The 24,771-nt window shown below is 64.2% G+C and carries 20 protein-coding genes; 8 read left to right on the top strand and 12 right to left on the bottom strand.

Annotation, left to right across the window (positions count from 1 at the left end; genetic code table 11):
- Window position 1: 1 nt before the first annotated feature.
- From OK351_RS13710 to OK351_RS13725, 4 genes are all read right to left on the bottom strand, one after another.
- The gene (locus OK351_RS13710; protein ID WP_265159942.1) at window positions 2–1,165 is read right to left on the bottom strand and encodes an ABC transporter substrate-binding protein; all 1,164 of its coding nucleotides are present in this window, start codon (window positions 1,163–1,165) and stop codon (window positions 2–4) included.
- Between the two features lie 73 nt (window positions 1,166–1,238).
- The gene (locus OK351_RS13715; RefSeq protein ID WP_265159945.1) at window positions 1,239–3,083 is read right to left on the bottom strand and encodes an ABC transporter permease; all 1,845 of its coding nucleotides are present in this window, start codon (window positions 3,081–3,083) and stop codon (window positions 1,239–1,241) included.
- A 282-nt stretch (window positions 3,084–3,365) separates the two neighbouring features.
- Window positions 3,366–4,715, bottom strand: coding sequence for an MFS transporter (locus OK351_RS13720; RefSeq protein ID WP_265159948.1), 1,350 nt, complete (start codon window positions 4,713–4,715; stop codon window positions 3,366–3,368).
- 134 nt (window positions 4,716–4,849) lie between these two features.
- Window positions 4,850–5,365, bottom strand: coding sequence for an SRPBCC family protein (locus OK351_RS13725; protein WP_265159951.1), 516 nt, complete (start codon window positions 5,363–5,365; stop codon window positions 4,850–4,852).
- 276 nt (window positions 5,366–5,641) lie between these two features.
- On the opposite strand from OK351_RS13725, the gene OK351_RS13730 reads away from it, so the two are divergent.
- Window positions 5,642–6,334, top strand: coding sequence for an IclR family transcriptional regulator (locus tag OK351_RS13730; RefSeq protein ID WP_265159954.1), 693 nt, complete (start codon window positions 5,642–5,644; stop codon window positions 6,332–6,334).
- A 61-nt stretch (window positions 6,335–6,395) separates the two neighbouring features.
- Here the strand turns inward: OK351_RS13730 and OK351_RS13735 are convergent, their stop codons facing one another.
- The 5 genes from OK351_RS13735 to OK351_RS13755 all read right to left on the bottom strand — a co-directional run bounded on the left by OK351_RS13735 (window position 6,396) and on the right by OK351_RS13755 (window position 13,626).
- Window positions 6,396–7,628 (bottom strand): MFS transporter, encoded by a 1,233-nt coding sequence (locus OK351_RS13735; protein WP_265159956.1) that lies wholly within the window; start codon window positions 7,626–7,628, stop codon window positions 6,396–6,398.
- 286 nt (window positions 7,629–7,914) lie between these two features.
- The gene (locus OK351_RS13740; RefSeq protein ID WP_265159959.1) at window positions 7,915–8,229 is read right to left on the bottom strand and encodes a hypothetical protein; all 315 of its coding nucleotides are present in this window, start codon (window positions 8,227–8,229) and stop codon (window positions 7,915–7,917) included.
- 126 nt (window positions 8,230–8,355) lie between these two features.
- Window positions 8,356–11,391 (bottom strand): AAA family ATPase, encoded by a 3,036-nt coding sequence (locus tag OK351_RS13745; protein ID WP_265159962.1) that lies wholly within the window; start codon window positions 11,389–11,391, stop codon window positions 8,356–8,358.
- Window positions 11,388–12,554 carry an exonuclease SbcCD subunit D gene (locus tag OK351_RS13750; RefSeq protein WP_265159964.1) on the bottom strand — a complete coding sequence of 389 codons (1,167 nt, stop codon included), beginning with the start codon at window positions 12,552–12,554 and terminating at the stop codon, window positions 11,388–11,390. Before OK351_RS13750 ends, OK351_RS13745 begins: the two co-directional genes overlap by 4 nt.
- A gap of 43 nt (window positions 12,555–12,597) precedes the next feature.
- Window positions 12,598–13,626: a YeiH family protein gene (locus tag OK351_RS13755; RefSeq protein WP_265159968.1), complete on the bottom strand. Its 1,029-nt coding sequence runs from the start codon at window positions 13,624–13,626 to the stop codon at window positions 12,598–12,600.
- A 70-nt stretch (window positions 13,627–13,696) separates the two neighbouring features.
- On the opposite strand from OK351_RS13755, the gene OK351_RS13760 reads away from it, so the two are divergent.
- The 6 genes from OK351_RS13760 to OK351_RS13785 all read left to right on the top strand — a co-directional run bounded on the left by OK351_RS13760 (window position 13,697) and on the right by OK351_RS13785 (window position 19,513).
- The gene (locus tag OK351_RS13760; protein ID WP_265159970.1) at window positions 13,697–14,614 is read left to right on the top strand and encodes a LysR family transcriptional regulator; all 918 of its coding nucleotides are present in this window, start codon (window positions 13,697–13,699) and stop codon (window positions 14,612–14,614) included.
- A gap of 39 nt (window positions 14,615–14,653) precedes the next feature.
- On the top strand, window positions 14,654–15,562 hold the full coding sequence (locus OK351_RS13765; RefSeq protein ID WP_265159972.1) for an ADP-ribosylglycohydrolase family protein: 909 nt from the start codon (window positions 14,654–14,656) through the stop codon (window positions 15,560–15,562).
- A 355-nt stretch (window positions 15,563–15,917) separates the two neighbouring features.
- Complete coding sequence (locus OK351_RS13770; protein ID WP_265159974.1) at window positions 15,918–16,187, top strand: hypothetical protein; 270 nt, start codon at window positions 15,918–15,920, stop codon at window positions 16,185–16,187.
- 160 nt (window positions 16,188–16,347) lie between these two features.
- The gene (locus OK351_RS13775; RefSeq protein ID WP_265159977.1) at window positions 16,348–17,553 is read left to right on the top strand and encodes a putative transposase; all 1,206 of its coding nucleotides are present in this window, start codon (window positions 16,348–16,350) and stop codon (window positions 17,551–17,553) included.
- 237 nt (window positions 17,554–17,790) lie between these two features.
- Window positions 17,791–18,837 carry an IS110 family RNA-guided transposase gene (locus OK351_RS13780; protein ID WP_265159979.1) on the top strand — a complete coding sequence of 349 codons (1,047 nt, stop codon included), beginning with the start codon at window positions 17,791–17,793 and terminating at the stop codon, window positions 18,835–18,837.
- Window positions 18,838–18,931: 94 nt separating this feature from the next.
- Window positions 18,932–19,513 (top strand): hypothetical protein, encoded by a 582-nt coding sequence (locus OK351_RS13785; RefSeq protein WP_265159982.1) that lies wholly within the window; start codon window positions 18,932–18,934, stop codon window positions 19,511–19,513.
- A 223-nt stretch (window positions 19,514–19,736) separates the two neighbouring features.
- Here OK351_RS13785 and OK351_RS13790 read toward each other — a convergent pair whose 3' ends face one another.
- Both OK351_RS13790 and OK351_RS13795 read right to left on the bottom strand, forming a co-directional pair.
- On the bottom strand, window positions 19,737–20,438 hold the full coding sequence (locus OK351_RS13790) for a HEPN domain-containing protein (RefSeq protein WP_265159984.1): 702 nt from the start codon (window positions 20,436–20,438) through the stop codon (window positions 19,737–19,739).
- 383 nt (window positions 20,439–20,821) lie between these two features.
- Complete coding sequence (locus OK351_RS13795) at window positions 20,822–22,201, bottom strand: plasmid pRiA4b ORF-3 family protein (protein ID WP_265159987.1); 1,380 nt, start codon at window positions 22,199–22,201, stop codon at window positions 20,822–20,824.
- A 173-nt stretch (window positions 22,202–22,374) separates the two neighbouring features.
- On the opposite strand from OK351_RS13795, the gene OK351_RS13800 reads away from it, so the two are divergent.
- Window positions 22,375–22,947 (top strand): hypothetical protein, encoded by a 573-nt coding sequence (locus tag OK351_RS13800; protein ID WP_265159989.1) that lies wholly within the window; start codon window positions 22,375–22,377, stop codon window positions 22,945–22,947.
- A gap of 578 nt (window positions 22,948–23,525) precedes the next feature.
- Here OK351_RS13800 and OK351_RS13805 read toward each other — a convergent pair.
- Window positions 23,526–24,524: a 3'-5' exonuclease gene (locus OK351_RS13805; RefSeq protein WP_265159991.1), complete on the bottom strand. Its 999-nt coding sequence runs from the start codon at window positions 24,522–24,524 to the stop codon at window positions 23,526–23,528.
- Window positions 24,525–24,771: the final 247 nt, after the last annotated feature.

Below are 24,771 nucleotides of genomic sequence, written 5' to 3' on the forward strand. Positions count from 1 at the left end.
GCTAGTTGCTCGCGGTGCGCCACAGGTCCTGCCATTTCTCCCGGTTGGCCCAGTCGGTATCCAGCCCGGCGTTGTCGAACTGGAACAGGGCGTCCAGATGCGCCCCGACATTCGCCGGATCCGCGGGCTGGGTGATATCGGTATTGGAGGAGATCTTCCCGTCGTTGATCTGCGGGGCGATCCCCTCGGCGGTCAGCGCGTAGTGCACGAAGAGCTTGGCGGCGTTCGGGCTGTCGGTGCCGGTGGCAATGGTGATGCCCTTGGGTGCGGTTTTGCCTACCCAGGGGCTCAGGCCCTCGCAGACGCCCAGGGTGTAGCCCTTTTCGTCGATATTGCGGAACTTGGCGCTGGATATCAGTCCCATGGGCGGATCCTCTTGGCCGGTGGCTCCCACCGCTTCGGAAGCCTCCTCGCTGGATTTGGTCAGGATCGGGTTGTTGGCCGCCAGCCGGGCCACCCATTCGGCCGCGGCCGAGTCCTGGTCGGTCTCCAGTTCCTCGCCGAAGGCCTGCCGGTAGGCGGTGCGCAGTTCCTCCTCACCGAAGCCCTCCAGCTGGCTGAACCAGTCCAAGTAGCCGTTGTCCCCCACCGGGTCCTGGAAGGCCAGCTTGCCGGTGAATTCCTCAGTGGTCAGATCCCAGATATTGGAGGCCGGGCAAGTGTCGTGGACCTCGGTGTTGTAGGCGAAGAAGCTCGGGTCGGTGATCATGACCAGCGGGTCACTCATGCTTTCCGGGATCGATTCGGCCAGGTCCCCCGGGACCCAGCTGTAGACAAAGCTGTTGGGCAGCAGCTGGTTCTTCAACGCCGGCAGGTCGGAGATCGCCACCACGTCACCGACCACGTTGCCCGCCTGGGCTTCGCGGGTGACTTTCTCGATGGCCTCAGCGGCATCGACCTTCACCCCGGTGGCCTCGATGCCGTACTTCTCGGTGAACTCCTCGGCCATCGTTTCGATCTTGGAGGTGCTGTCATACACGGTGATCGGTCCCTCGGCCTGCGCGGCGGTGACCAGTTCCTGAAGGTTGAAGTCCCCGGTGCTGTCGCCGGCCGCCTGTTCTTCGGGCGGCGCGGCGGGGGCCGATCCGGCGCAGCTGCTGAGCAGCAGTGCCCCCAGGGCCAAGCCGGTGATGGCAGCGATGCGGTGTGGTTGGTGCTTTTTCATGTGATGCCTTCCTTGTTGGTGGTGCTGCGGTGTCGTCGTGCGGGGATGGTTCGTCAAGGGTGGGGGCAGCGGATCAGCCGCCCAGGCCTGCGGCGAGGTTGCTGCGGAACAGCCGCTGTGTCGCCCAGCTACCCAGCAGGGCGATCGCGCAGATCACAACGACCACCGCGTTGGCCGCATGGGTGTACCCGAAGTCGATCAACGTCATCGACAGGGTGGTCAGCAGCTGGGTTCCGGGGGTGGCCAGGATGATGACCAGGCTCAGGCCCTGTACCCCGGAGATGAAGGGCAGCAGCGTGGCACTGGCCAGGGCGCTGCGTTGCAGCGGGATCACGATCGTGCGCATGCGGCGTGACCAGCGCGCCCCGAGGCTCTGGGCTGCTTCCTCCGGTTCGTTCCCCAGCTGCATCATCGCCGACACCCCGGCCCGGGAGGCGAAGGGCATCTCGTCGGCCACCATGATCAGGATCAGGATGGCCGCGGTGCCGTAGAGCGCCGGGATGGGCCCGCGCGGCACGGCGAACAGCGACAAGTAGGCCACCGCGAACGCAATCCCGGGCACCAGGTAGGGCATGAAGGTGATGACCCGCAGCGTGTTCCCCAGCCGGGGCACCGGGCAGCGGACCACCACATAGCCCACGAGCAGGCCCAGGATGCCGGTGATCCCGGCGGCCAGGCCCACCATCCAGATGGTGTTCCAGGCCGCAGCCCAGGTCTGGGCCGAGACCAGCACCCCACTGGTGAACCCGGCGGTGGGCAGGTCGTGGCCGATCCAGTAGTCGAGGGTGAAGTTCGAGGCGGAGAAATTCCCGGGAATCCGCATCAGGGTGGAGAGCAGCAAGGTGCCCAGCGGGACGATCACCGAGACGAAGAACAATCCCGCGGTCGCGCCCCAGGCCACACCCCGCCAGCGGCCAAGGCTGGCACTACGGGAGGCGCCGCTGCGCCCGGAGAGGGTGGTGAACCGGCGGGCTTCGCGCAGGAACCTGATGTCGACCATGAGCGAGATCGCACCGAGCCCCACCATAACGGCCGCGATCACCCCGGCCACCCCGGCCTGTTGGGTGGAGATGCTCTGGTAGAGCGTGGTGGAGAGCACCTGGAAACCCGCGGGCATGCCCAGCACGTAGGCCACGCCGAATTCGCCGATGGCCTTGGCGAACATGAGCGTTGCCGCGGAGAGCACGGCCGGGCGCATCAGCGGCAGGGTAATCCGGCGCCACCGGGTCCATGGGGTGGCGCCAAGCATCTTGGCGGCCTCGTCCAGCTCCCCGGGCAGGTTCTTCATGGCGTTGGTGACCAGCAGGATCACAAACGGGATGAAATGCAGGGCAAAGATGACCACAATGGGCAGCGGGCCGTAGGCCAGCCAATTCGGCGGTTCCCAGCCGATGGCTTCCATCCAGCCCAGCTGGCCGGCACTGGAGCGGTTCTTGAAGATGGTCGTCCAGGCCAGGGCGAAGGTCCAGGCAGGCAACATGTAGGGGATGATCAGCGCGCCGGAGAACCAGCGCCGGCCGGGCAAGTCAGTGCGGGACAACAGCCATGCCACCGGAACACCTATCGCCAGCGCGAGGAGAATGGAGCTCCCGGCAACCAGCAGGGTGTTCAGCAGCGGGCCATAGAAGATGATCGAGGACACCGGAGAATCAAAGACCCGCTCCAGGTAGTAGCCGGTGAAGTCCCCGGCCGCGGCACCGGTCTTGGCCTCATCGCCGAATCCCACCTGCAGGCCGCTAAGCAGCAGCGAGATGACCGGCGCGACAATCAGGTAGCCGAACAGGGCGATCAGGACCAGACCGATGAGGGTCGCCGGGTGGCGCAACGCCACCTTGGCCCGGTAATGCAACGTACCGGTCCGTATCGCCAGGTGTTCGCGCGATGTGGAACGTTCCCTTTCGGGGGTGTCGACTGCCACGATTCCTCCGTAGACCACTGGTGGATGCCGGGATATCCTCGGCTCACTGGTGACGCTACGGAGCAAGATCTACGCTGGGGTGTCCATTGGGCAAACAAACGGATACCGCGTGTGGAACGTTCCCAGCGGTCCCCGTCCGCACCCTGATTTCAGGGAATTTCCCACGTCATTCCCGGGATTCCTGTGGATTTCAGGCGTCGTGGTTAAACCCGAAGCCGGGTAGGAGGCGAGTTTCCTCGCCCACTACCCGGCTTCGTTTATATGCCTGCGGGAATTCTCCCTCTAGGGATGTACGCCCGGGATCTTGGCGGTGCCATCGGCATGGAACCCTGCCACACCCAGCGACCGGTGGCGGGTTTCACCCACCCAGAGCACCGCACCGGCGGAGATGACGGTCAGCACCATGATGTAGATCGCGATCGAGGTGGAGCTTCCGGTGGTCTCCAGCAGGATCTGCGCCACGGTGGCGGCGAAGGCGCCGCCGAGGATCGCGCCGATCGCGTAGCCGATGGAGATGCCCGAGTAGCGGATGTGCGCCGGGAACATCTCGGCGTACATGGCCGACTGCGGTCCGTAGGACAGTCCCAGGCCCATGGTCAGCACGAAGATCGCCACGGTGTACAACACGATATTGCCGGTATCGATGAGCATGAACATCGGGATCATCCACACGAAGATCATGCCGTAGCCCAGCACGAAGGTGTTGCGGCGTCCGATCTTATCCGAGAGCCAGCCGCCGAGCAGGGTGAAGGACAACCAGCCGAAGGAGCCGATGGTGGTGGCCAGCAGCACCGGTGCCAGCTCCATGCCCAGCACATTGGTGGTGTAGGCGATGAAGAAGGCGATCACCAGGTAACCTGCGGCGTTATTCGAGATGAAGATCAGCGCCGCCTGGATGACCTGCTTGGCGTTGGTGCGCATCAGGTCACGCAGCGGGGTGTGCTCCTCGCTCTTGCGCTCGGCCAGCTCCTGGAAGACCGGGGATTCCTCCAGGGCACGGCGGATGAAGTGACCCACCAGGATCAGCACCACCGAGAGCAGGAACGGAATACGCCAGCCCCAGGCCTGGAACTGCTCGGGGGTCATCGAGATGCGCAGCACGAACAGCAGCCCGGTGGCCAGGATCATGCCCAGTGGCACACCGATCTGTGGGAAGGATCCGAAGAAGCCACGGCGGTGGTTCGGGGCGTGCTCCACGCTCATCAGTGCAGCGCCGCCCCATTCGCCACCGGCGGAGAAGCCCTGCAGGATGCGTAGCAGCACCAGCAGGATCGGTGCGGCAATGCCGATCTGTGCGTAGGTCGGCAACAGGCCGATCAGCGTGGTGGCCACACCCATCAGGATCAGCGTCATCACCAGCACACGCTTGCGACCGAAGCGGTCACCGAGGTTTCCGGCCACCACGGCGCCCAGCGGGCGGAAGAAGAAGGAAATACCGATCATGGCGAAGGACAGGATCTGGGCCAGCCCCGGATTCGCCTCGCCCACCGGGGCCAGGAACAGCGGAGTCAGCAGCGTGGCCGTCAGCTGCGCGAAAATAAAGAAGTCGTACCATTCGATGGTGGTACCGACCAGGGTGCCGGCGAGCACGCGCCGTTCTTCCCGCCTGCGATTGATGACAGTATTCGACATGTGGTTCCCTCAATTTTGCGGTGTCTATAGTTACCGACCGTTCAGACGGTAACTCAGGAAGCAAGCATAGTACATCGGTGAGACACCTCACAAGAGCGTTTTTCTACGGATCGAGAAGTAGTTGAAGTACGCCATCAATCCGCTGGCTTGTCGGGCAGGAACAGGGCCTCGTAGTAGTCCTTCAGCGCCGGGTAATAATCCGGTTCGAAGAGCACGCCGGAGGGGTCGCCTCCCCTGGCGGCAGTGACCAAGCGATCCAGATAGAAATCCCATCCCGGCCCCACCGATCCGGCCATGGCCGGGCCGAGCCCCGGCATGCGGAAGATCAGCTGGCTCCCGTCATTGGTTTCAGTGATTGCCAGCTCCAGCCGCCAGACACCTTCACCTTCGCCGGTCCGGACCGTGAGCTCGAAACCCTGCGGATCGCAGTGCAGGATGTCCACCTGCTGGGTCGGAGCGCCTTCCTCGACGCTCAGGACCACCTCCACGCTCCCGCTACCGGGATCGCCATGCCAAGGCCCGAACCACAAAGCGGTTCCCGTAGGGTCAACGAGGTAATGCCACAATTCCCGTGGGGCCAGCGCGAAATCCCGACGCAGCTCCAGCGCCCCATCGGTTGCCTTGGTTCCGGTCGGCTGGGCACTCACCATGACTCCCCCGGTCCCATCGCGACGATCCCGGACCGCGCGATGGATAGGATTTTTCCGTTGACAGTGCCCGAAGGATAGCAAGATCCCGGATGCACCAACACCCCCTTCAACCAACGCGCACCAAGAAAGCCCAGCGAAACGATGATTCGTTCAAAAAACGAACTAGCTGTTCCGAGAGGGAACAGCTAGACTGCAGTAGGTGACGGTCGTCATAGCCGGGCAAACAGGGTGTGTCTTGGGACAGCAGCCCAGGATCAAAAGGGAAATATAGGGAATATGTCAGCTTCACAGACTCTCTCGCGCGGTGTACGCATGCTGGAAATCGTCGCCGATTCCCCCACGAACCTGTCGATTGCCGAAATCGCCGAGAAGATGGATGTCCACCGCTCCATCGCCTACCGGATCCTGCGCACCTTCGAGGACCACCGGTTACTGACCCGCGACGAGTCAGGCCGCATCCGTTCGGCCTCCGGACTGGCCGCGCTAGCCCGATCCGTGCAGCGTGAGCTGCAGAACACCGCCCTTCCCGAATTGACCAAGCTGGCCAACGAACTGTCCATGACCGCCTTCCTGGCGGTATGGGAACACGATATGTGCACCACGCTGATCTCCGTGGAACCGGCCCACTCGCACCGGGCCATTGTGCACCGCCCGGGCACCACCCATGGCATGGATGTCGGGGCCCCTCCGGTGGCCATCATGTCCAGGTACACCCCCGCCCAGTGGGCTGCGCTGGAGACCGGTGTGCCCTACCGCGAACAGGTACGCGAAGCCCGGGTGGATGGTTATGCAACCAGTGAGAACGAGGTCATCCACGGGGTCACCTCGATCGCCGTACCGCTTAATACCACCACTACCGCCCCGGCGGCCCTGGCAGTGGTTTTCGCCACCAGCACGGTCCAGTCAAGCGAAAAGATCGTCCGCGCATTGAAGGAATCGGCGATCATCATCAGCGATGAGCTGGGGTAACCGGCTCTCCATGTGCCGCAATCAGCAGCGGATCCGGCCATCTGGCCGGATCCGCTACTCGCTACTTAGCCTTGGAGTCAATTTCTGCCACAGAGGGTGACTGCGCCAGCTGCGGAGCGCGCGCCACCAGCAGCTTCATGACCAACGCCGCCAGCGCGATCACCACCGCGGCCACGGTGCACACCCAGTAGGCCCCGGAGTAGCCCATGGATTCGGCCAACAGACCTGCCAGCCCGTTGCCGATCGCGGTGCCCACCACGATGCCAGCCGAGAGCATGGTCATCACCGTGGACAGCCGTCCGGCCGGGGCCACTTCCCCGCCCAGGGTCATCACCACGACGATGATCGGACCCACGCCGAAGCCCACCACGAAGAGCATCAGCAGCATCAGCCCGGTGGATTGCGGGATCTGCAGCAGGATGCTGCTCAGCGCCAGGAAGGAGGCCGAGGCAACCCACCGCGAGGTGTTCTTGAAGGCGGTAGGCCACATGGCCACCGACAGGGCGGCCACGGCGCTGGAGAGTCCCACGGCACCATAGAGCATGCCGCCGCGGTTCGAGTCCCCCATGGCCCCGGCGAAGGCCAGGGTTCCGGCCGCCGAGGCCCCGAAGACGGTGCCCAGCCCGATCATGCCCAGCACCAGTGAGCCGACGGCGGCCAGCTGGGCCCTGCTGGCCTTGGCGCGGATGGTGTTTTTCGGGGTCGGTACCACCGAACGTTCGGTGCGGTGCACCCCGAACAGCGGGACCAGCACCGCGGTCATCACCGCGGCGATGAGCAGCGGCAGCACCGGATGCAGCATCGAGGCCAGGAAGCCCACGGCCACCGGGCCGAAAACGAAGCCCAGCTCGTCGAGCATGGATTCCATGCCCAGGGCTGCGCCGAGCACCTTGGGGTTCGAACGCCGGGTGCGGGTAATGGATATCCAGCGCACCCGGGACATCGGTCCCACCTGCGGGCCGGTGGCCCCGGTGCACAGGGCGATGATCACCAGCACGGTGGGGACCAGCGCCTGGCCGGTATTGCCGTACCAGGTGAGCACGCCGAGCATGATGGTGTGCAGGATCGCGGCCACCAGCAGCACCCGGCGCTGGCCCAGCCGATCGGCGAGATAGCCGATGGTCGGACCGCCGACCGCGGAGCCCAGGCCCACCATGGCCGCCGCCAGCCCGCCCAGGGCGTAGGAGCCGGTGGTGGCGGTGACCAGGGTCATCGATCCGATGGTCAGCATCGCCAACGGCAGCCGGGCAAAGAAGGCCAACGGCAGGTAGCTGCGCCCCACCAATGGGACCAAAGAAGAGTAACCGGTTGAATTCGTCGAGTCCGTGGCACTCACCTCAGACTTGGAATGTTGGGTCAATTTTCTCCCATACAAAAGCGCGCGTTGTCCCTCACCCCGCAACGCGCAGATAACCCAAACACGCCGACAGGCGCTACCTTCAAGATACGTGGCCTCCCACCGGGTGTCTAGCCCAGCACGTTGAATCGGCTAAAGCGCCCGGAAAACGAGGCCTGCCCCTGTCGGAGAGGCGAATGCTGAACTTCGCTACAGGACGGTGGCGATCCGCCGCGGCTTTGCCTCATCCGGACGGCAGCATCGAAGCCAGCGCCCGCCCGAGGTTCTTGAGTACCGCCATTCGGCGAGGACGGCCGCGGAGTCCAGCGAAGAGATGGATGAGTTGCTGGCGGCAGGTGCGCACCCGAGCGAATCGGCGGTGGTGGATATCCAACCGGCGCTGTAGGACAGCGGGCCGATGCCAGCGGCGGCTGGGTTCGATTGCCTGATCGCTGCCTATGTCGTCGCTGGCCGAGGCCGTCGTCCTGAACGCGGACCGGGATTTCGGCTTCATCGAAAAGCCACTGGTGGAACAGTTCGCCAGGAAGATCGAAGCCATGGATGTTGACCCACACTTCGCACCGCCCGTCCCGGTAATACGAGGCAGGAGGCGAGGGCGGTTCACCTCGAGGACCGCGGTTCGGTGATTCCATGACCACCACGTCATGATCATCAGCACCGGATACTAACCCAGCAATACCTCCTCGGTGCTGGTCAGCACGGTGGACCCGTCCCGGGTCTTGTGTACCGTGAGCCGGTTGGTGATCCTTTGCTTCATCTCCGAGACGTGGGAGACCACCCCGATGACCCGGCCGCCGGAGCGCAGGGATTCGAGTGCCTCCATGACCAGCTCCAGGGTTTCGGTATCCAGTGAGCCGAAGCCCTCGTCGACAAACAGAGTCTGCATGTCCACCGCCCCGGAGTGGTGGGAAATCACATCAGCCAGCCCCAGGGCCAGAGCCAACGAGGCCATGAAGGTCTCGCCACCGGACAGGGTCTGGGTTTCGCGGTCCTTGCCGGTCCAGGCATCATGCACCCGGATCCCGAGCCCGGACTTGGCGTTGCCGCGCGTGGCATCGTCATGGTGCAGCGAGTAGCGTCCGGAGCTCATCACCTGCAACCGTTCGGTGGCCGCGGCGGCGACCTCCTCCAACCGGGCGGCGAGCACATAGGTGCTCAGGGTCATCTTCAGCCGGTTTTCCCCGCCCCCGCGCACCACCTCGGCCAGCGCCTTGAGCCGGCGGAAGGATTCGATGACCGGGCCGGTCTGTTCGATCCGCTTGGCGAGCCTGTCCCGTCCCTCATGCAGCCGGCCCACCGCGCTGGCGGCCACCGCCTGCGCCTGGCGTGCCAGCTCATGCTGTTCCTCGGCGGCTGCCAGTTCCCCTGCGACCGCGGCCAGGTCCTCGTCCGTGGGCGGGTTCACCCCCTGCTCCTGCAAGGCCAAGGCCTGGGTGACATCGGCCGAGGCACCCAGGGTCTCGATGGCCGCGGCCCGGCGCTGGTGCCCGGTCTGCAGTTTCTCGAAGCGGCTGCGGGTCTCCGGTTCCAACAGGGCGGCACGGTAGGACTCGTCGGTGGCGAAACCGGCTGAATCCCGTTCGCCATGCCAGCGCCCGGTGGCCGTCGTGGCGGCCTGCGCCGCCTCCATCCAGCGCTCCAGGCGCTGGTGGGCCGTGCCGATGATCCGTTGGTGTTCCTCGGCTGCCGAAAGCCTTTCCGCCAGCGAAGGGTACTCGCCGCGCAGGGAGGCCAGCCGAGCGTCCAGCTCCGCCAGCTGGCGGCCGCTGGCTGCCGCCTGTTCCGCGGCCGTGGTTGCGGCCAATGTGGCGATGGTGGCTTGTTCGGTCAGGGATTGGGCGTCCTTGAGGACCCTGCCCAGGCGCCTGGCCCGTGCGGTGGTCTCCTTCCGGGACGTGGTCGCCTCATCCAATGCGGTGCTGGCCTCGGCCAACTGCTCGGCGGCTTGGGTGCGGGTCAGTTCCCCGACCTGGTCCACCAGGCCCTGGTAGGTGGTGCGTAGCGACTCGATGGTGGCATCGTGGCCGGCGACGATCTCGCGCTGCGCGGTGACCTCGGCTTCCAGCGCCTCCAGCGTCTGCTCGTCCACCAGCTCCACTCCCTCGGCCGCCCGGGCCGGGTTCGGGTGCTCGGTGGAACCGCAGACCAGGCAGGCTTCTCCCGGTTCCAGCGCGGCGGCAAGCCGCACCGCGCCCTGGGCCAGCAGCTGGCGCTGGGCCTGCAGCTGGCTGTCCTGTTTGCGTGCCAGCGCCTCGGCCGCGGTGCTGCGCCGGTCCCTGGCCGCTTCGAGCTTGTCGGCAGCGGCATCACGCTGCCCGACCTGTGCCTCGGCCTGGGTGGCTGCCTGCACCCGCTGCTGCAGCTGGTGGACCTCGGTGGCCGCGGCCACCTCATCCAGGTCCTGGGTTTCCAGTTCGGCGCGCTCGGCGGCCAGCAGTGCGGCCTTGGTTTCGGCCTTGTGCGCTGTCGCCTGCTGCGAGGTGGCCAGTTCGTTGAGCCGTTGCTGCTCCGCGGCCAGCTGTATCCTGCGTTCCTCTTCGGGCAGGGCGGCGCGGATCACCGAGACCTGCCCCGTGGCTTCCTCACGCTCGGTGGCCAGCTCGGTGAGGGTCGCTTGATCCCGGCCCGGTTCGCGCCGCGGGTCGTGGGCACGCAAGGCGGCGAAGGCGGCACGTAGTTGCTTTTCCGCGGCGGCCTGGTTCCCGGTGGCTTCATGCGCCTGCCGCTGGTAGGCGCGTACCGTAACCGCCTTCGTATCCAGGGCCAGGGCGGCTGCGGCCTGGCCGGCGGCCTCGGCACCGTCGGCATGCTCCTTCTGGATCTGGCGCAGTTCGGCCAACCGCTCGAAGACCCGGCGCCGGGTGTCCAGCTGGGTGTGGCGACGGCGTACGGCGGCGACCTGCCCCTTGCGTTGCCCGGTGGTGGCGGAGCAGGAGGCCTCCACCGCGGCCAGTTGCTCTTCCAGCTGCCCGAAATCCGGGTCCGGTTCCCCGGGGGCCGCAGGGTGCACCCCGGCGGCGGCCAGCGCCTGGCCGGCATCGGAGCGCAACTGGTTCTCCAGCGCCGCCAGCTCGTGTTCGATCCTTTCGGTGTCCTTGCGGGCCGCGGCCAGCCGGGTGGCGAACTCCTCCTCGATCGCGGCATAGTCGCGGGTGTCAAAGAGCCGGGCGAGCAGCTTCTCGCGTTCGGTGTCCTTGGCGCGCAGGAAGTCGGCGAACCCGCCCTGGGGCAGCATCACCACCTTGGTGAACTGTTCGCGGTCCAGCCCCAGTACGGTGCCCAGGGTCAGGCCGACCTCGTCGTTGCGGGTGGAGAGCCCCTGCCATTGCCCGTCCACCAGTTCGCGCAGCGAGCTCTTGGCCTTTTCCTCGGTCAACTTGTTCTTGCCGCGTTTGCTGGGACGCATCCAGGCCGGGGAGCGGGTGACCTCGAACCTGCGCTCACCGATGGACAATTCCAGGCGCACTTCCGGGTTCAGCCCCTCGGCGGCGTGATCCGAACGGATCTGCCGGCTGCCTTGCCGGTTGCCGGGCAGCGACCCGTAGATGGCGTAGCAGATGGCGTCCAGGATGCTGGACTTGCCCGCGCCGGTGGGACCATCCAGCAGGAACAACCCGGCACTGCCCAGCTCGTCGAAGTCGATCTGTTCGGTCCCGGCGAAGGGCCCGAAACCCTGGATGGACAACTGGTGGATTCTCACTGCTCGTGGGCTCCTTCACGCACGGCACCGATCACAACGGTGACCAGCTCCTGTTCGGCGTCATCGGCGGGGCGGTGCCGGACATGGTCGATGAAATCGGTGCAGACCTCGGCGGTGCTCTTGGCCTGCGCCAGGCGTTCGGCGTAGCTGACCCGCTGGTCACGGGTGGGGTTCTCCGGGGCGAAGAGCAACACCACGGTGTTCTCGAAGCGGGAGCGGATCCGGGCCATGGCATCGGCCGGACGGTCCGTATCGGTCAGGGTGACCTGGCACCAGGCGGTTTCGGCCCATTCCAGCGCGGGGTCGGCCAGCAGCCCATCCAGGGTGCCGCGAAGCACGGCCAGCTTGCGTGGCACCGGCAGGGCGATCTCGGTGATGGCGCTGATGCCGCTGGCCTCGGTGTCGATCAGCCAGACGACCTTGTGCTGGTTGACCTCGGAGAAGGAGTAGGCCAGCGGGGAACCGCTGTAACGCACCCGCTCGCCCAGCCGCTGCTTGCCATGCAGGTGGCCGAGCGCCGCGTAGTCGAAGGGTTCGAACAGCTCGACCGGCACCACATCCAGGTTGCCCACGCTCAGCTCCCGCTCCGAATCCGTGCCCACCCCGCCGGCGGCGAAGAGGTGGGCCATGGAAAAGGCCAGTACCGGCTGGGAGGCTGCGGCCCGGCGGGCCGCCAGGTCGGTGCTGATGCGCTCGATCGCCGCGGCCACCACCGAGGCGTGGGAAAGGTTCGCCGCCCCCAGCTCGCCCATGACCATCCGCGGTTCCAGGTACGGGATGCCGTACACCGCGATCCGGTGGTCCCCCGCATCCAGTTCCACCGGCCGGGTCATCCGTTCGATATCGGCGATGATATGCACCCCGGCGGCGTCGATCAGCTCGGCGGCGAAACCGAGCCGGGCGGCCGAATCGTGGTTTCCGCTGGTGAGGATGACGGTGGCACCGGCCCCGCGCAGCTGGGAGAGGATCGAATTGCAGAGCCTGACCGCATCCACCTGCGGCAGCGCCCGGTCGTAGATGTCCCCGGCCACCAGTACCGTATCGATATTCTCCCGGCGGACCAGGTCCACCAGATGCTCGAGCACCGTACGCTGGTCCTCCAGCAGGGAGGCACCGTGGAAGGAACGGCCCAGGTGCCAGTCCGAGGTATGTAGCAATCGCATGGTTTCAGCTTAGGCAATCGGCCGGACAGTTGAGACATCGGGGCTAGCCAGCCGGCGGGAAGAGCGCGGTGCCGGCCAGGGAGACCAGGATGATCACCACGGTCGCCGCCGCGGCCAACACCAGCGAACGGCCCCCGGTGCGAATGATGCTGCGCAGGTGCACCCCGAGCCCCAGGGCGAACATCGCGGTGGCCAGCAGGAAGGTCTGCGCCCAGGAGGCGATATCCAGGACCACCTCGGGCAGCACCCCGGTGCTGCGCAGCAATACCGCCGCCATGAACCCGGCCACGAACAGGGGCACCAGCGGAGGCCTGGTCCCGGCCCCCATCGAGTGCGTGCGGCGCATGTACAGGCCCACCCCGGCCATCACTGGGGCCAGCAGCAGTACCCGGGCCAGTTTCACGGTCACCGCCACCGCCAGGGCGGAGGCGCCCACCGCTCCGCCGGCGGCCACCACCTGGGCCACTTCGTGGGTGGCGGCACCGATGAACATGCCGGTGGCCTCATCGTCGAAACCCACAAGCATCCCCAGCGCCGGACCCAACGGGATCAGCAGCGTGCCGAAGAGCACCACCAGCCCGATCGCCGTGGCCACCTGCTCCCGGGTGGCCTTGACCGTGCCAGCGCACGCGGCCACCGCCGCCGCCCCGCAGATCGAGAACCCGGCGGCGATCAGCAGCCGTTGCGGCATCGCCAGCCCCAGCCACTTGCCGATCAGCAGGCTCGCGCCGAAGGTCACCCCCACGCTGAGCGCCACCACCACCAGCACCCCGGGGCCGAGCCCCAGGATGCCCGAGAGCGACAGCTGTAGGCCCAGCAGCACGATCCCCAGGCGCAGCAACCGCCGGCCGGACACCTGCACCCCGGCGTCCAGCACCGCCGGGACCGGGGCCAGGTTGCGCCACAGGGCACCGAGCAGGATCGCGATCAACAGGGCACTGACCGGGGCGACCTGCGCGGCCAGCCAGGACAGCCCGCCGCCGGCCAGGCACACCAGCAGACCCGGAATCCGGGCACCGGGTCCGGGCTTCGCGGCAGGGAGCTGGGCGGTGGGGATCTTTTCCAATGGCATACCCCCAGCTTCCACCAATTACCGGCCCGCTGGTAGCCACACACCGGCTATCACGACATATGATGCTGATATGGATACTTCGCGCACCACCGGCATCGGCCACTGGCTGCAGATCTCCTCGTTGGCCCTGCTGGTGGGCATCGCCGACCATGGAAGCCTCAGTGCCGGGGCCCGGGCGGTGGGCATGGCCCAACCCAACGCCAGCCGGGCCCTGCGTACCCTGGAACGCCGGCTGGGCTACCAGCTGGTCACCCGGACCCGCACCGGATCCCAGCTCACCGCCGAGGGCAAACTCACCGTGCAGTGGGCCCGCGAGGTGCTCTCCAGCCTCGACACCCTGTGGACCGGGGCTCAGGCGCTGGCCGGCACCCGGGATGAGGAATTCAGCTTCGCCACCTCGATGACCATCGCCGAATACCTCGCCCCGGGCTGGATCCGCCAACTGCGCCAACAGGACCCGCAAATCCGCACGAGGATGCGGGTGATGAACTCCGAGGATGTCATCGCCGCGGTCATGGCCCGCGAGGCCGCCCTGGGCTTTGTCGAAACCCCGGATATCCCGCCCGGGCTGGCCAGCCGCACGGTACGCAGCGACCAGCTGCTGCTCATCGTCCCGGAAGGGCACCCGTGGGCGCAGGACCGTGAACCGGTGTCCCTGGCCGAACTGGCCGCCACCGCACTGGTGGAACGCGAAACCGGGTCCGGCGCCCGGGCCTTTTTGGACAAGTACACCGGCAGCTCCCGCAGTGCACCGCTGGTCGAGTTCAATTCCAATGCCGCGATCTGCCAGGCCGTGGCCGCGGGTCTGGGTCCGGCCGTGGTCTCCCGGCTGGCCATCGACGGGGCCGCCACCACCCACGGGCTGATCCAGGTGCCCATCGCCGGCCCCGATCTGCGCCGCGAGCTGCGCGCCATCTGGCGACCCGGGCGTCCGCTACCGGCCCCCGCCGCCAGGTTCCTGGCCATTTGCGGCACCACGCAGTCGTGAAGTGCCACGGCACTGGCGCGGCAGATTAGAATGGGTGCTGTGACTGATACCGGTGAATTCGCAACCCTGCCCATTGACTACTCAGACAAGGTTTTCGGCATCCTGCTGGGACTGGCCGACGGTGCGGTCCACGCCCGTGACGGGCATGAGCCCGGCGCCACCGAAATCCTGGCCCTGTTCCTGGCCGACGGCCTGCTCGAGGCCCTGGAATGGGCCAATGACGGGGTCGCCAGCGACGAGGCCGCCTGCCTGTGGCTGGCCGGCCTGCGCGCCTACAAACAGCTGACCGGATCCTTCCCGGCCTCCGCTCCCGAACCGCAGCCACGCTGGATCGACACGGAGTTCGCCCAGGTCGAACGCCACGAGGGTCTGGCTGCCGGGGACGGGTTGAACCTCTCGGGAATGGACTCCCCCGACATGGGCTACGCGGCTCGCCCCACCGGAGCTGGGAACGACTCCAGCGGGGTGCTGCCGCGCGCTGCGGTCACCGCACTGGTGGCCCGCGTGCCGGTGGCCACCACCGGATCGCTGGCCAGCTCCGCGGCCTACCTCACCCACGGTGAGCAGGCGGCAGCCACCGCCGCGGCCGCCGCGGTGATCCTGCGCTCGGCGTTGGAGGAGGGCACCGCTGCGGCTGCCGGCTGGGATGCGCAGCTGGCCGATTTGTCCGGCACCGCCGCCGAGTCGCTACGCCAGGTGATCGACGCCGTGCGCGCCACCCTGGAGCTGGAACCAGCCGCCGCCTACAACGCCTACTTCGGTGAACAGGCTGCGGAGGAGGACGGGGAACCGGTGGCCGAGGAACCGCGCGACCCGGAAGCCGATGCCTACGCCGTGGCCCTGCTGGCGGCCCTGCATGGCACCGATGTCATCGCCGAGCGTCCGGCCTCGGCCATGGACGAGATCATCTCCGAACTGCATGAGCGATGGATGACGCTGGTTGGCTAGCAGTTATAGCGGTCACAGTTCGAAAGCGACTCCGAAAGACGTCGATCCCGACGCGTTAATCTCACATTAACCTTTGTGAAGCCTCAAGTCCTATGCCGAAATCAGCATAGGACTTGAGGCATGACGAAATTTCTACACTAACAAGCTGGCTTCATACTTCTTTCCCGCCTTCTCAGCACTTCCTTATGGGTAAAGCGCAACAGCCCCAGGGCTCTGTATATCGCTGGATCGCGACCGGGTGAAGTTCCCCGAAAAATCAGGGAATACCCGGTCTCCAGCACTTTTAAGCCCCACCCATCCGCGATGGAATTAGTGTAAACAATCTGACTGTCGTGAAGGGTGAAAAATGGGGTTGATGAGCGCTGAACCCTTCTTCACCTTCAACCCCGTTCCCGACGCGACCCCGATCGGTCAGGCCGTGGGCCTACTCGAAGACGAGCACGGCGGACAGGTGTTCCTCCACGGCCTCTTGGCCTACGTCTGGGACACGGGCGATGCCGCCGCCCGCCGGGCTACCGCAGTGGGCCTGTGGCGGATCAAGGCCGCAACCGCGAGCCAGATCGCTGCGGCCTTCGGGGCCGGTGAAGGCACGATCTGGCGGTGGCACCGCGCCCTGGAAAGTTAAGGACTGCGTGCCCTGGTCACCGGGAAAACCGGTCCGAAGGGCGGCTCGAAACTCACCGGTGAGCTGATCGCCCGGATCCACGGGTTAAAGGCTTCCGGGTTATCGAACCGCGCCGCCGCCGAACAAGCCGGCGTCTTGCGAGTTCAGTGTGCGCCGGGCCATGACCCTGGACCCGGCCACCGGACAACCAGCATCCTCCACAGCTCCAACCGTTGATCACGGTGGGGAGCCCCAGTCAATGGTGCAGGAGGAGCTGCCGTTGTTGGCCGACCCGGAACCCCGCACCCACGAACGGGTCGAGGCCAGTATCGGCGGACTGGCCGAGGCTGCGCCGGTATTCACCGCCTCGGCGCGCATCCCGTACGCCGGGCTGCTGCTCGCGTTGCCGGCGTTGGAGGACACAGGCCTGGGTGGGTGTGTGCACGCCGTGTATGGGTCGTTGCGGCCTGGGTTGTACGGGCTGGATACCATGCTCCTGGAAACCGTCCTGCGCACCCTGGCCGGGGAGCCGCGGGCGGAGGGCGCCACCGGGCTGGACCCTGTCGCCTTCGGCAGCATCCTGGGGATGGACCGTGCCCCGGAGGTGCAAACCGTGCGCCGCAGGCACCGGGAACTGGCCGCCCGGAAACAGGCCGAGGCCTTGCTGGAAGCACTGGGCCGCCACCACCTGACCACCCAAGGCGCTGAGGACGGGTTGGGGCTGGTGTTGTACGCGGATGGGCATGTGCGCTCCTACCAAGGCACGAAGAAGACCGCCAAGCAGTACTCGACCCGGTTGAAGTTCCCGACCCCGGCAACCATGGAAACCTGGATCGCCGACCACAACGGGGCGCCGGTGTTCATGGTCATGGCCGAACCGAACTCCTCCCTGGTCGGTGAGCTGCGCCGGCTGGTCCTTACCCTACGAAGCATGGTCGGTGGTGGGCGGCGGGTGGTGTTCGGGTTCGACCGGGAAGGCTGGTCCCCACACCTGTTCCACGAGCTGATGCAGGCCGGGTTTGATCCGCTGACCTGGCGCAAGGGCGAGACCGAGAACGTGGACACCGGCTTGTTCACCCGGCAGTCGTTTACCGACCAGTGGGGTGTGGTGCACGAGTACGCTCAGGTCGCTGACACCACCGTGACCCTGGAATACGGGCCGGAGAAGAACAAGACCCGGTTTGAGATGCGGCAGATCACCCGCATCGTGGGTACCGGCACCCAGGCACGGGAAGCCACCGGGCGGGACACCCGGCAGATCCACCTGCTGACCGGCAACACCGAACTATCCGCCGCAGAGTTGCTGTACACCATGAGTAGCCGGTGGCGGCAGGAGAACTACTTCTCTAATGGTTATTGGCAGGTCTGGGACCCGCTGGCAGGATAGATGCCACCAGCTACGATGTGACTCAAACTATTTCTGTCCTTCGAGAAATCGAAGTGACTTTTACCGGACGTGTCCGTCGTGGCTGGTGACACCAGTCCGGCCCCTTGACATGGCTTCATAGAAGGCCGTCCACACCCTTAAGGGTGCGTGACTCATTAGAGAACCGCCTGCCAAGAACCTTTCCCGGACCGGCGCCAACCATAACGGCAACCAACCGGTGAAGGAGGCGAAACCGTCATGACCATCGTCGCAGAAAAATACGACTACGTCATCGGAATCGACACTCACGCACGAACCCACACCTACGCAATCGTCAACACCCGAACAGGAACCCGGGAAGACTGCCAGACCTTTCCAACCAGCTCTAACGGGATGAACAGGGCCTTGGCATGGATCACCAAACGCACCACGGGTGACCTGCTGGCCGCGGTAGAAGGAACCCGGTCTTACGGGGCCACCATCACCCATGTCCTGACCGAGGCCGGCCTCACTGTCATCGAGGTCAAACCACCACGCAAGCACGCCCGCGCTGGGGTGGGCAAGACCGACGAGATCGACGCGACCGCAGCAGCCATGGGCATCGTTTATCAGGACACCGAGCGTCTGCTCACGCCCCGCGCCGAAGGCACGCGCTCGGCCTTGAATGTGCTGGTCGCCAGCCGCGAACGCATCGATGCTGAACGCACCCGGAACCGCAACGCCTTGAACGCCCTGGTGCGGGAAACCGACCTCGGGGTTGATGCTCGTAAAGCCCTGACGGACAAGCAGGTCAGACAGGTCAGTTCCTGGCGTGAACATCCCACCGATTCGGTGGCACAACGCTACGCCAGGGCCGAAGCGATCCGCCTCGCGGTAGCCGTGCTGGACGCTGACAAACTCCTGGCCGCGAACAAGGAGCAAATGGCCGAGATCGATGAACAAATGGCCCCAGGGCTGGCCGCCGAGTTCGGGTACGGGCCGGTGACCGTCGCGTGGATCTTGATCGCGTACTCGCACACTGGCCGGGTGCATTCCGAAGCTGCGTTCGCGTCCATGGCCGGGGTAGCCCCATTGCAGGCCTCCTCGGGAAACACGGTACGGCACCGGCTGAACCGGCATGGCGACAGGAAGCTGAATCAAGCGGTGGACGTCATTGCCAAGGTGCGGATGCAGTTCGATCCACGGACCAAGGAATATGTGGAGAAACGCAAGGCTGAGGGGCTGAGCTACCGGGAGATCAAACGTATTCTGAAGCGGTATATCCTGCGCAAAGTTTTTCGTCAGCTACGCGTGTTAGCCCCTTGACAGAACCCATAGAAGGGTCCGGTTCGCGAGGCAGCATTTCGCCCTGGATTCCCATGATTCCTACCAGGCGGTACCTGACGACGCGCACCGTAGTGTGCCGAACCCTGCCAAGGACAAAGCCAAACGCAAACGCAAACGCGACCTGTTGGCCGCGCAACTGAACAGCCTGGTCGCCACCGTGGAATCCCAGGAGCTCGCGCTGAGTACCCCGGATCCCGGGGAGCCCCGGCTGGTCACCAACGCGATGCTCAACGAATTGAACGCGCCGGTGATCAAACTTGAGAAGCACCTGGCCAAAGCCAATCAGGCGTACCAGGCGATCCCTGCCCGGTTGCCGCTTGGTGAGGTGAATCCGGAGCAGGTGGTGTTGGATACCGAGCCGAAACAGCTGTTGCACGTCTTCCGGATGGCGGCCTATAACGTCTCGATGATGCTGGCGACCGAGGTGCGGGTGAATACGGGGTTGAAAGCGAAGAACTATACCCACCAATTCGTCCGGCAGGCGTTAATCCAGTCTGGGGATCTGGATCCGCGCCAGGAGGGGTTCCTGGACCAGTTGCCGACAGGTCGGGCGACCCGGGTGCTGGGTGAGCTCTGTGAACGGCTGACTGCTACGGGGACGGTGTATCCGGGCACGGACCGGGTACTACGGTACCGGGTGAAAACCAGGGGTTGAGTTGAGATTAATTTTCAACCGATATACAGAGCCCTGGAGCCCCAGGCCCACAATGGCTGAAGTAAGTCGATTCTTACAGTAGATATGTGAATCGCGAAGAAAGTATGCAACAGACGCAACAAAAAATTAATTATTAACATAAAATAAATAAAATATTCGATAGACTTAAAATCCACTTTCCGTACACTCGGAAATATTAGCTCGCCACCGCTAAAGTAACAATCTATGCAATGACTAATTCTTCCCCAAAGCCTCCACTATTATTTGGATTTGGGCAAAATTCGTTAACGTGTTTCATTAAGGAAATATCTGTTTTCTCAACAAGCCGACAAATGTTGCCTCTACCGTATGTCTCAATCCAATTTCTATTAATCCCATCGGGCTTTTGACCGGTATGGACGATACTGCCTCGAATCGCTATTGAGCGATCCAGGCGTGTTGCAGGCCCAGGAACTGCGAAATTCTGCCAATACCAGTACTGTGTGACATCAACGCCAACCCATGTTTTGAATAGTTTAGAAATGTTTTTACTATTAGGTGTATTGAAATTTGATTCGTAAGTTGCTTCGGTTACGAACTCGATAAGCAATGGGCGCCAACCGTCGTCCATTAGGTCTTGAACATTTTTTCCACTAATTGTCTTGCTGGACGGACCATTCAGAGGAACAACTTTCGAAACGAGTGATTTACGTACCGAACTAGGGAGGTCGCTGAAGCGCGAACAGTTCTCAGCGAGATAGGTTGCTGCTTCTTTTGCTACGTCTTCTACATAGGCTTCCCACGCCGTAATGCAGAAACTTAATGCAGCCTGATTCTGAGCAGCGATCTGCCTTTGTGTACGACTTCCGCTCGCTCCGGTCAAGATCATTAGAGCTTCGATCGTTTCCCAGTTTTCATCAAAGGAGACTTTGGCATTCGTAGACAATATTTTTCCTTAACGGCAAAGAAGAAAATGGTAGCATTCGCAGTATAACCAAGTGTAGGCTTATTTTTGACCAGAGAGACGAAAGAGTTCAGTACCTAAGTACGAACGTGCAATCCCAATACGGCTACATTGAGGACTTGGGCCGGCGCGGAACCGTTGGTTTAACGAAGTGTCGGACGGTGAACAATGTCTTGCGGCAGCGGAAATACTCTACTACATATGCCTCGCTTCACGATGAATGACTATGAAACGGATCCCGGGGTACACGCCTACTGAAGCACGAATCCTTTGCCTAACTGCATGAGCGATGGATGACGCTGGTTGGCTAGCTTCCACAAACCATAGAGGTACCGCACCCTTCCCGGGTGCGGTACCTCTATTTCTTACTGGTCGACGACACTGCCTAGGACCAGGCGTGCCAGTTCCTTGGAACGCAGGTCCCGGGGGTTATCCCCGGGACGGTTGATATCCCCGACAAGTCCCCGGCAGGCGAGTTCTTCCCAGAGCAGCGAGGCCCTGGTGAAGTACACGTGGTCCTCCTTGGTCAGCGGCATGCGCCTGTGGCCGCTGGAATATCCGAGCACGTTCATGAAATCTGCCTTGAACTGGTTGTGTTCCTTGCTGAACCTCACGTGTCCGGCGGCCCGGGCGACCCAATTGGCCATATCCGAGTCCTGGTCCAGATGCGGGCTCGGATGCACGTTGAACCGGGCCAGCAGATGCCCGGCGAGCTCTGCCAGATCCCGACCCAGCTTCTGCCCGAGCTTGGTCGCAAGGAGCCGGCCCTTGTACTTGCGGAGCAGACGCAGGTCGGTCGCGCTGTCACGCAGCATCATGACCGAGGGCATATTGCTTTCCAGCTTCTTCTTGGAGGATTCGTGGTCGATCCCTTCCCACCCCAGGGCCTCGACCAGCTCGCCGACCGTGGCTGGAGGCATCCACCCGGCAGCGGTGAGCTTGATCCCCTCACCTTCGCACAATCCAATCAACACCTGGTAGGGCCGCACCAAATCCTGCAGGAACCACTCCGGCAGTGGTTCGGGCTGGGCGGCGAGCTGCAGACCGTGTTTCTCCACGTGTTCCAGCGTGAATTCGCGGCACAGCGGTTGTTGGTCGAGCAGCCAACGACCCAGCACCGTGTTCCATTCCAGGCCCACGCCCCGGGCAGCGAGCTTCCTGTTGCAGCTTTCGAGGTCAAAGGCCGCGGGATCAACCGTTCCCTCCGGTCCGACCCGCCAGTGCATCCATTCCACGATGTCCTGCTGTTCCTCCGTGGGATTCGCGGAAGTCAACGCCTCGAGTTTTTCGTACCAGCCGCCGATTCCCCCGCTGTCCTCGATGGGTGCACGCATCGCCCCGTCCAGCACCCTCGGCAGCGGAGGGTCGTCGGTCACGGTGCGGGATCCGGCAAGGGTGATCCGGTGCATCCAGGAATCGCCGAAATCGTACTCGAAATAGAGTTCGGCTCCGGTCACGGCGAAGGCCTGGCCCAGGGTGGTCGTCTCCTGCGGTTCCCCAGGGAGACCGTCGGCCAGCGAGTATTCCTCGTACCAGGACAACACCTCGGGTTCACCTTGCCGTCTCTCATAGGGGTTCTTGCTGTGGAAGGCCTGCAGGTGGCAGTTTTCCCATCCCATGGCGATCTGCACGATGTTGCCGGCGGCGTACAGCATCGTGTCGGCGGGGACATCCACCGTGCGCCAGATCAGCGGGTCGGATCCAATGAGTTCAATTTGCAGTGTGAGCACTTCGTGGTCAGGCATGAATCCATGATGTCAGATTCACTGCTGAAGAGTAGGTTCATTTCCCTTGAAGCAGTAGGGGCCGAATGTTCTATCCCCATGTCGAGGTGAGGCTCCGACGGACCGGGCGTTCACGTGAGAACCTATGGGAAAACGTCACCGGGTTACAGCACGCCCGATGACAGGAGTTCAAAATGCATATCGACAAACCGTCTGCTCAGTATCCGACGAATCCGGAACGTTCCGAAGGAGCGCCAGGGCATATTGCGCGCACCCAACCGCTGATGGTGATCGCTGAGAACATGCAACGGAGTATTGCGGCACTTGGGCCTGCCCTTGCAGAAATTGAACCCCCCGTATCGCCACAGCTCGCGCGCAATATGGCGGCCACCGAGAAAGCTTGGAGGGAGCTTGAGGCAGAATTTGGCCTTCTAACCAGCCTCGAAGTCTCCGAGGCGGTGGGGTCAAAGTCCCCGAATCGGAGCTATGCCTGGGAGCAGCGATCCAAAGGGCGCCTAATCGCCGTTAAGCGCCCAGGAGGACTTCGATATCCAGGTTTCCAAATCGATCGGGAGGAACACACCGTCCGGCCCGTCATGGAAGACCTGATCGGCGTTGCCACAGCGTATGGACGGTCCGAAGCGAGTTTGGCACTCTGGATGACCACTCAAACTGGATACTTGGACGGTGAACGTCCAGTCGATCATCTGGCCCAGCCTGACAAAATCGTGGAAGTGGCTCAGCAAGCTTTTGGTGTCCAGTGGTGAGGTTCGCCCCGGGAACACCCTTTGAACTGGCAGAATAAGTGCTCACCCGTGGGACGACTCTTCACTTGATATTTGGCAACGCGCGAGCAAGAAGTTCAACAGAATTCAACCTCGGGCTTTGGGCAACACCACGATTCGCCTTGTCGGCGATCCGACGGTCCCCGTCCTGTGGGCGGCTCAAACAGAGGATGCGGCCATTTGCGAATCGTTTTTGCATGAGGTCCCTCCGGGCCCGGGACAGTTCCTCTACGACAGTGTTGCCGACAAGGACTGTGCACCACTGGCCCCCACCCGGGACCTGTGGCTTGTGTCGTTGATGGGCGACGAGCTGCGCAAACTTGAGCACATGCTGCGGGATTCGAGGGCCTGGTGTGGATGAGCAATCACCGCAATACCGATCATGCGTACGTATTGTTCGGGGACCGGGTTGCCCAGACAGCTCTTGAAGCAATCCCTGGCCAAGGTCGCATTTTCGCCGCAGGCCCGGATTACGACTGGCTCACCGACTATCTGTCGGGACTGAACATCAAGATACTCATGCCTTGACCCACGCTCTCGACGTGTGGGCTTTTCCAGGTCTACTGCAGTGCGAACCCCTCGACCAGCTGCATGAACTCGCCCTCGGAGATGATTTCCACCCGCTGCCCGGATTCGCGCAGCCGCATCACGTGTTTGGCCTTGTTGGTCAGCCGGCCATTGGCCAGGTCCTCGGGAACGAATCCGTCACCGACCACCAGTGCGGTGGTGGCGCGGGTAACCCGGGAGGCGGTTTGCGCGCCGCGGGCCGCGGCCCATTCCTTGGCCTGCGGACGTGGCACACTCAGGTTCCCGGTGAAGACCAGCACCTGCCCGAAGAGCGGGTGGCTGGGGTCGGCATCCTGGTTCGGTACGGGGTTCTCACCCTCCTGCGGCCAGAAGGTGAATGCATCGCGCGGTGGCAGGCCGTTGCCGCGGGCCAGCCAGCCCTGCGCATCACGCATGGCCCGGGAGACCTCATCCCCGGGTTGCCAGGCCCGGGTCAGGCCCAGGGGCACCGAGTAATGCTCGGCGGCGTTGCGCACTGACGGGGCCTGCCCGCGCTCGGCGATGTCGATCATCGCCCACGCGCAGGCCTCGGCATCGGCGAGCGCCTCATGGTGGTTCTCGATCGGGTGACCGGCTTCCTCGGCCACAAACGGCAGCGAGTAGCTGGGCAGGTCGTAGGCCTTGCGTGAGAGCTTCACGGTGCACAGGTGCTGGATCTGCGGGACGGCCAGTTCACTGGCTTCGGCCGCGGCGCGAATCACCCCGGAGTCGAAGGCCGAGTTGTGGGCCACCAGCACGTCGGTGCCGACGAACTCCAGCAGGTCCCCGAGCTTCTCTCCTACCCGGGGTGCGCTGAGCACCATCTGCTCGGTGATGTGGTGGATGGAGACGTTGCGCGGGTCGAAATGGTCGAATCCCGACGGTGGCTTCAGCAGCCACTGCTCGGTTTCCACGATGCGTCCGTCGCGCACCTTGACCAGTCCGACCGAGCATGCCGAACCGATGAATCCGTTTGCCGTTTCGAAATCGACGGCGGTAAAGTCCAAAGCCACGCATTTACTGTACTCCGTTTCGGCTCACGGCGGCGGCAGCGCGGTACGTATGGCGCACCGTACCGGCTCCGCCCTTCCGTCCGCGATCCGCGGCACCCGCCCATCGATCCTGGCTCCCCAACCCGCGGATGACCTGCTTCTTTCCCGATAGCCACCTGCCGTGGCTACCCCTTGGCGGTGCAACGAAGTGTTTCGCGGCCGATCGGCGCATCTCACATCCGCGTGACGCAGGGGTCATGGTTAAAAG

The sequence above is a fragment of the Glutamicibacter sp. MNS18 genome (assembly GCF_026107515.2).
In the GTDB taxonomy this organism is placed as follows: Bacteria; Actinomycetota; Actinomycetes; order Actinomycetales; family Micrococcaceae; genus Glutamicibacter.

Coding starts and splice junctions, on each gene's coding strand:
- OK351_RS13710 (WP_265159942.1), bottom strand. CDS start 1,165: ATGAAAAAGCACCAACCACACCGCATCGCTGCCATCACCGGCTTGGCC.
- OK351_RS13720 (WP_265159948.1), bottom strand. CDS start 4,715: ATGTCGAATACTGTCATCAATCGCAGGCGGGAAGAACGGCGCGTGCTC.
- OK351_RS13725 (WP_265159951.1), bottom strand. CDS start 5,365: ATGGTGAGTGCCCAGCCGACCGGAACCAAGGCAACCGATGGGGCGCTG.
- OK351_RS13730 (WP_265159954.1), top strand. CDS start 5,642: ATGTCAGCTTCACAGACTCTCTCGCGCGGTGTACGCATGCTGGAAATC.
- OK351_RS13740 (WP_265159959.1), bottom strand. CDS start 8,229: ATGGCTTCGATCTTCCTGGCGAACTGTTCCACCAGTGGCTTTTCGATG.
- OK351_RS13750 (WP_265159964.1), bottom strand. CDS start 12,554: ATGCGATTGCTACATACCTCGGACTGGCACCTGGGCCGTTCCTTCCAC.
- OK351_RS13755 (WP_265159968.1), bottom strand. CDS start 13,626: ATGCCATTGGAAAAGATCCCCACCGCCCAGCTCCCTGCCGCGAAGCCC.
- OK351_RS13760 (WP_265159970.1), top strand. CDS start 13,697: ATGGATACTTCGCGCACCACCGGCATCGGCCACTGGCTGCAGATCTCC.
- OK351_RS13770 (WP_265159974.1), top strand. CDS start 15,918: ATGAGCGCTGAACCCTTCTTCACCTTCAACCCCGTTCCCGACGCGACC.
- OK351_RS13775 (WP_265159977.1), top strand. CDS start 16,348: ATGACCCTGGACCCGGCCACCGGACAACCAGCATCCTCCACAGCTCCA.
- OK351_RS13780 (WP_265159979.1), top strand. CDS start 17,791: ATGACCATCGTCGCAGAAAAATACGACTACGTCATCGGAATCGACACT.
- OK351_RS13795 (WP_265159987.1), bottom strand. CDS start 22,201: ATGCCTGACCACGAAGTGCTCACACTGCAAATTGAACTCATTGGATCC.
- OK351_RS13800 (WP_265159989.1), top strand. CDS start 22,375: ATGCATATCGACAAACCGTCTGCTCAGTATCCGACGAATCCGGAACGT.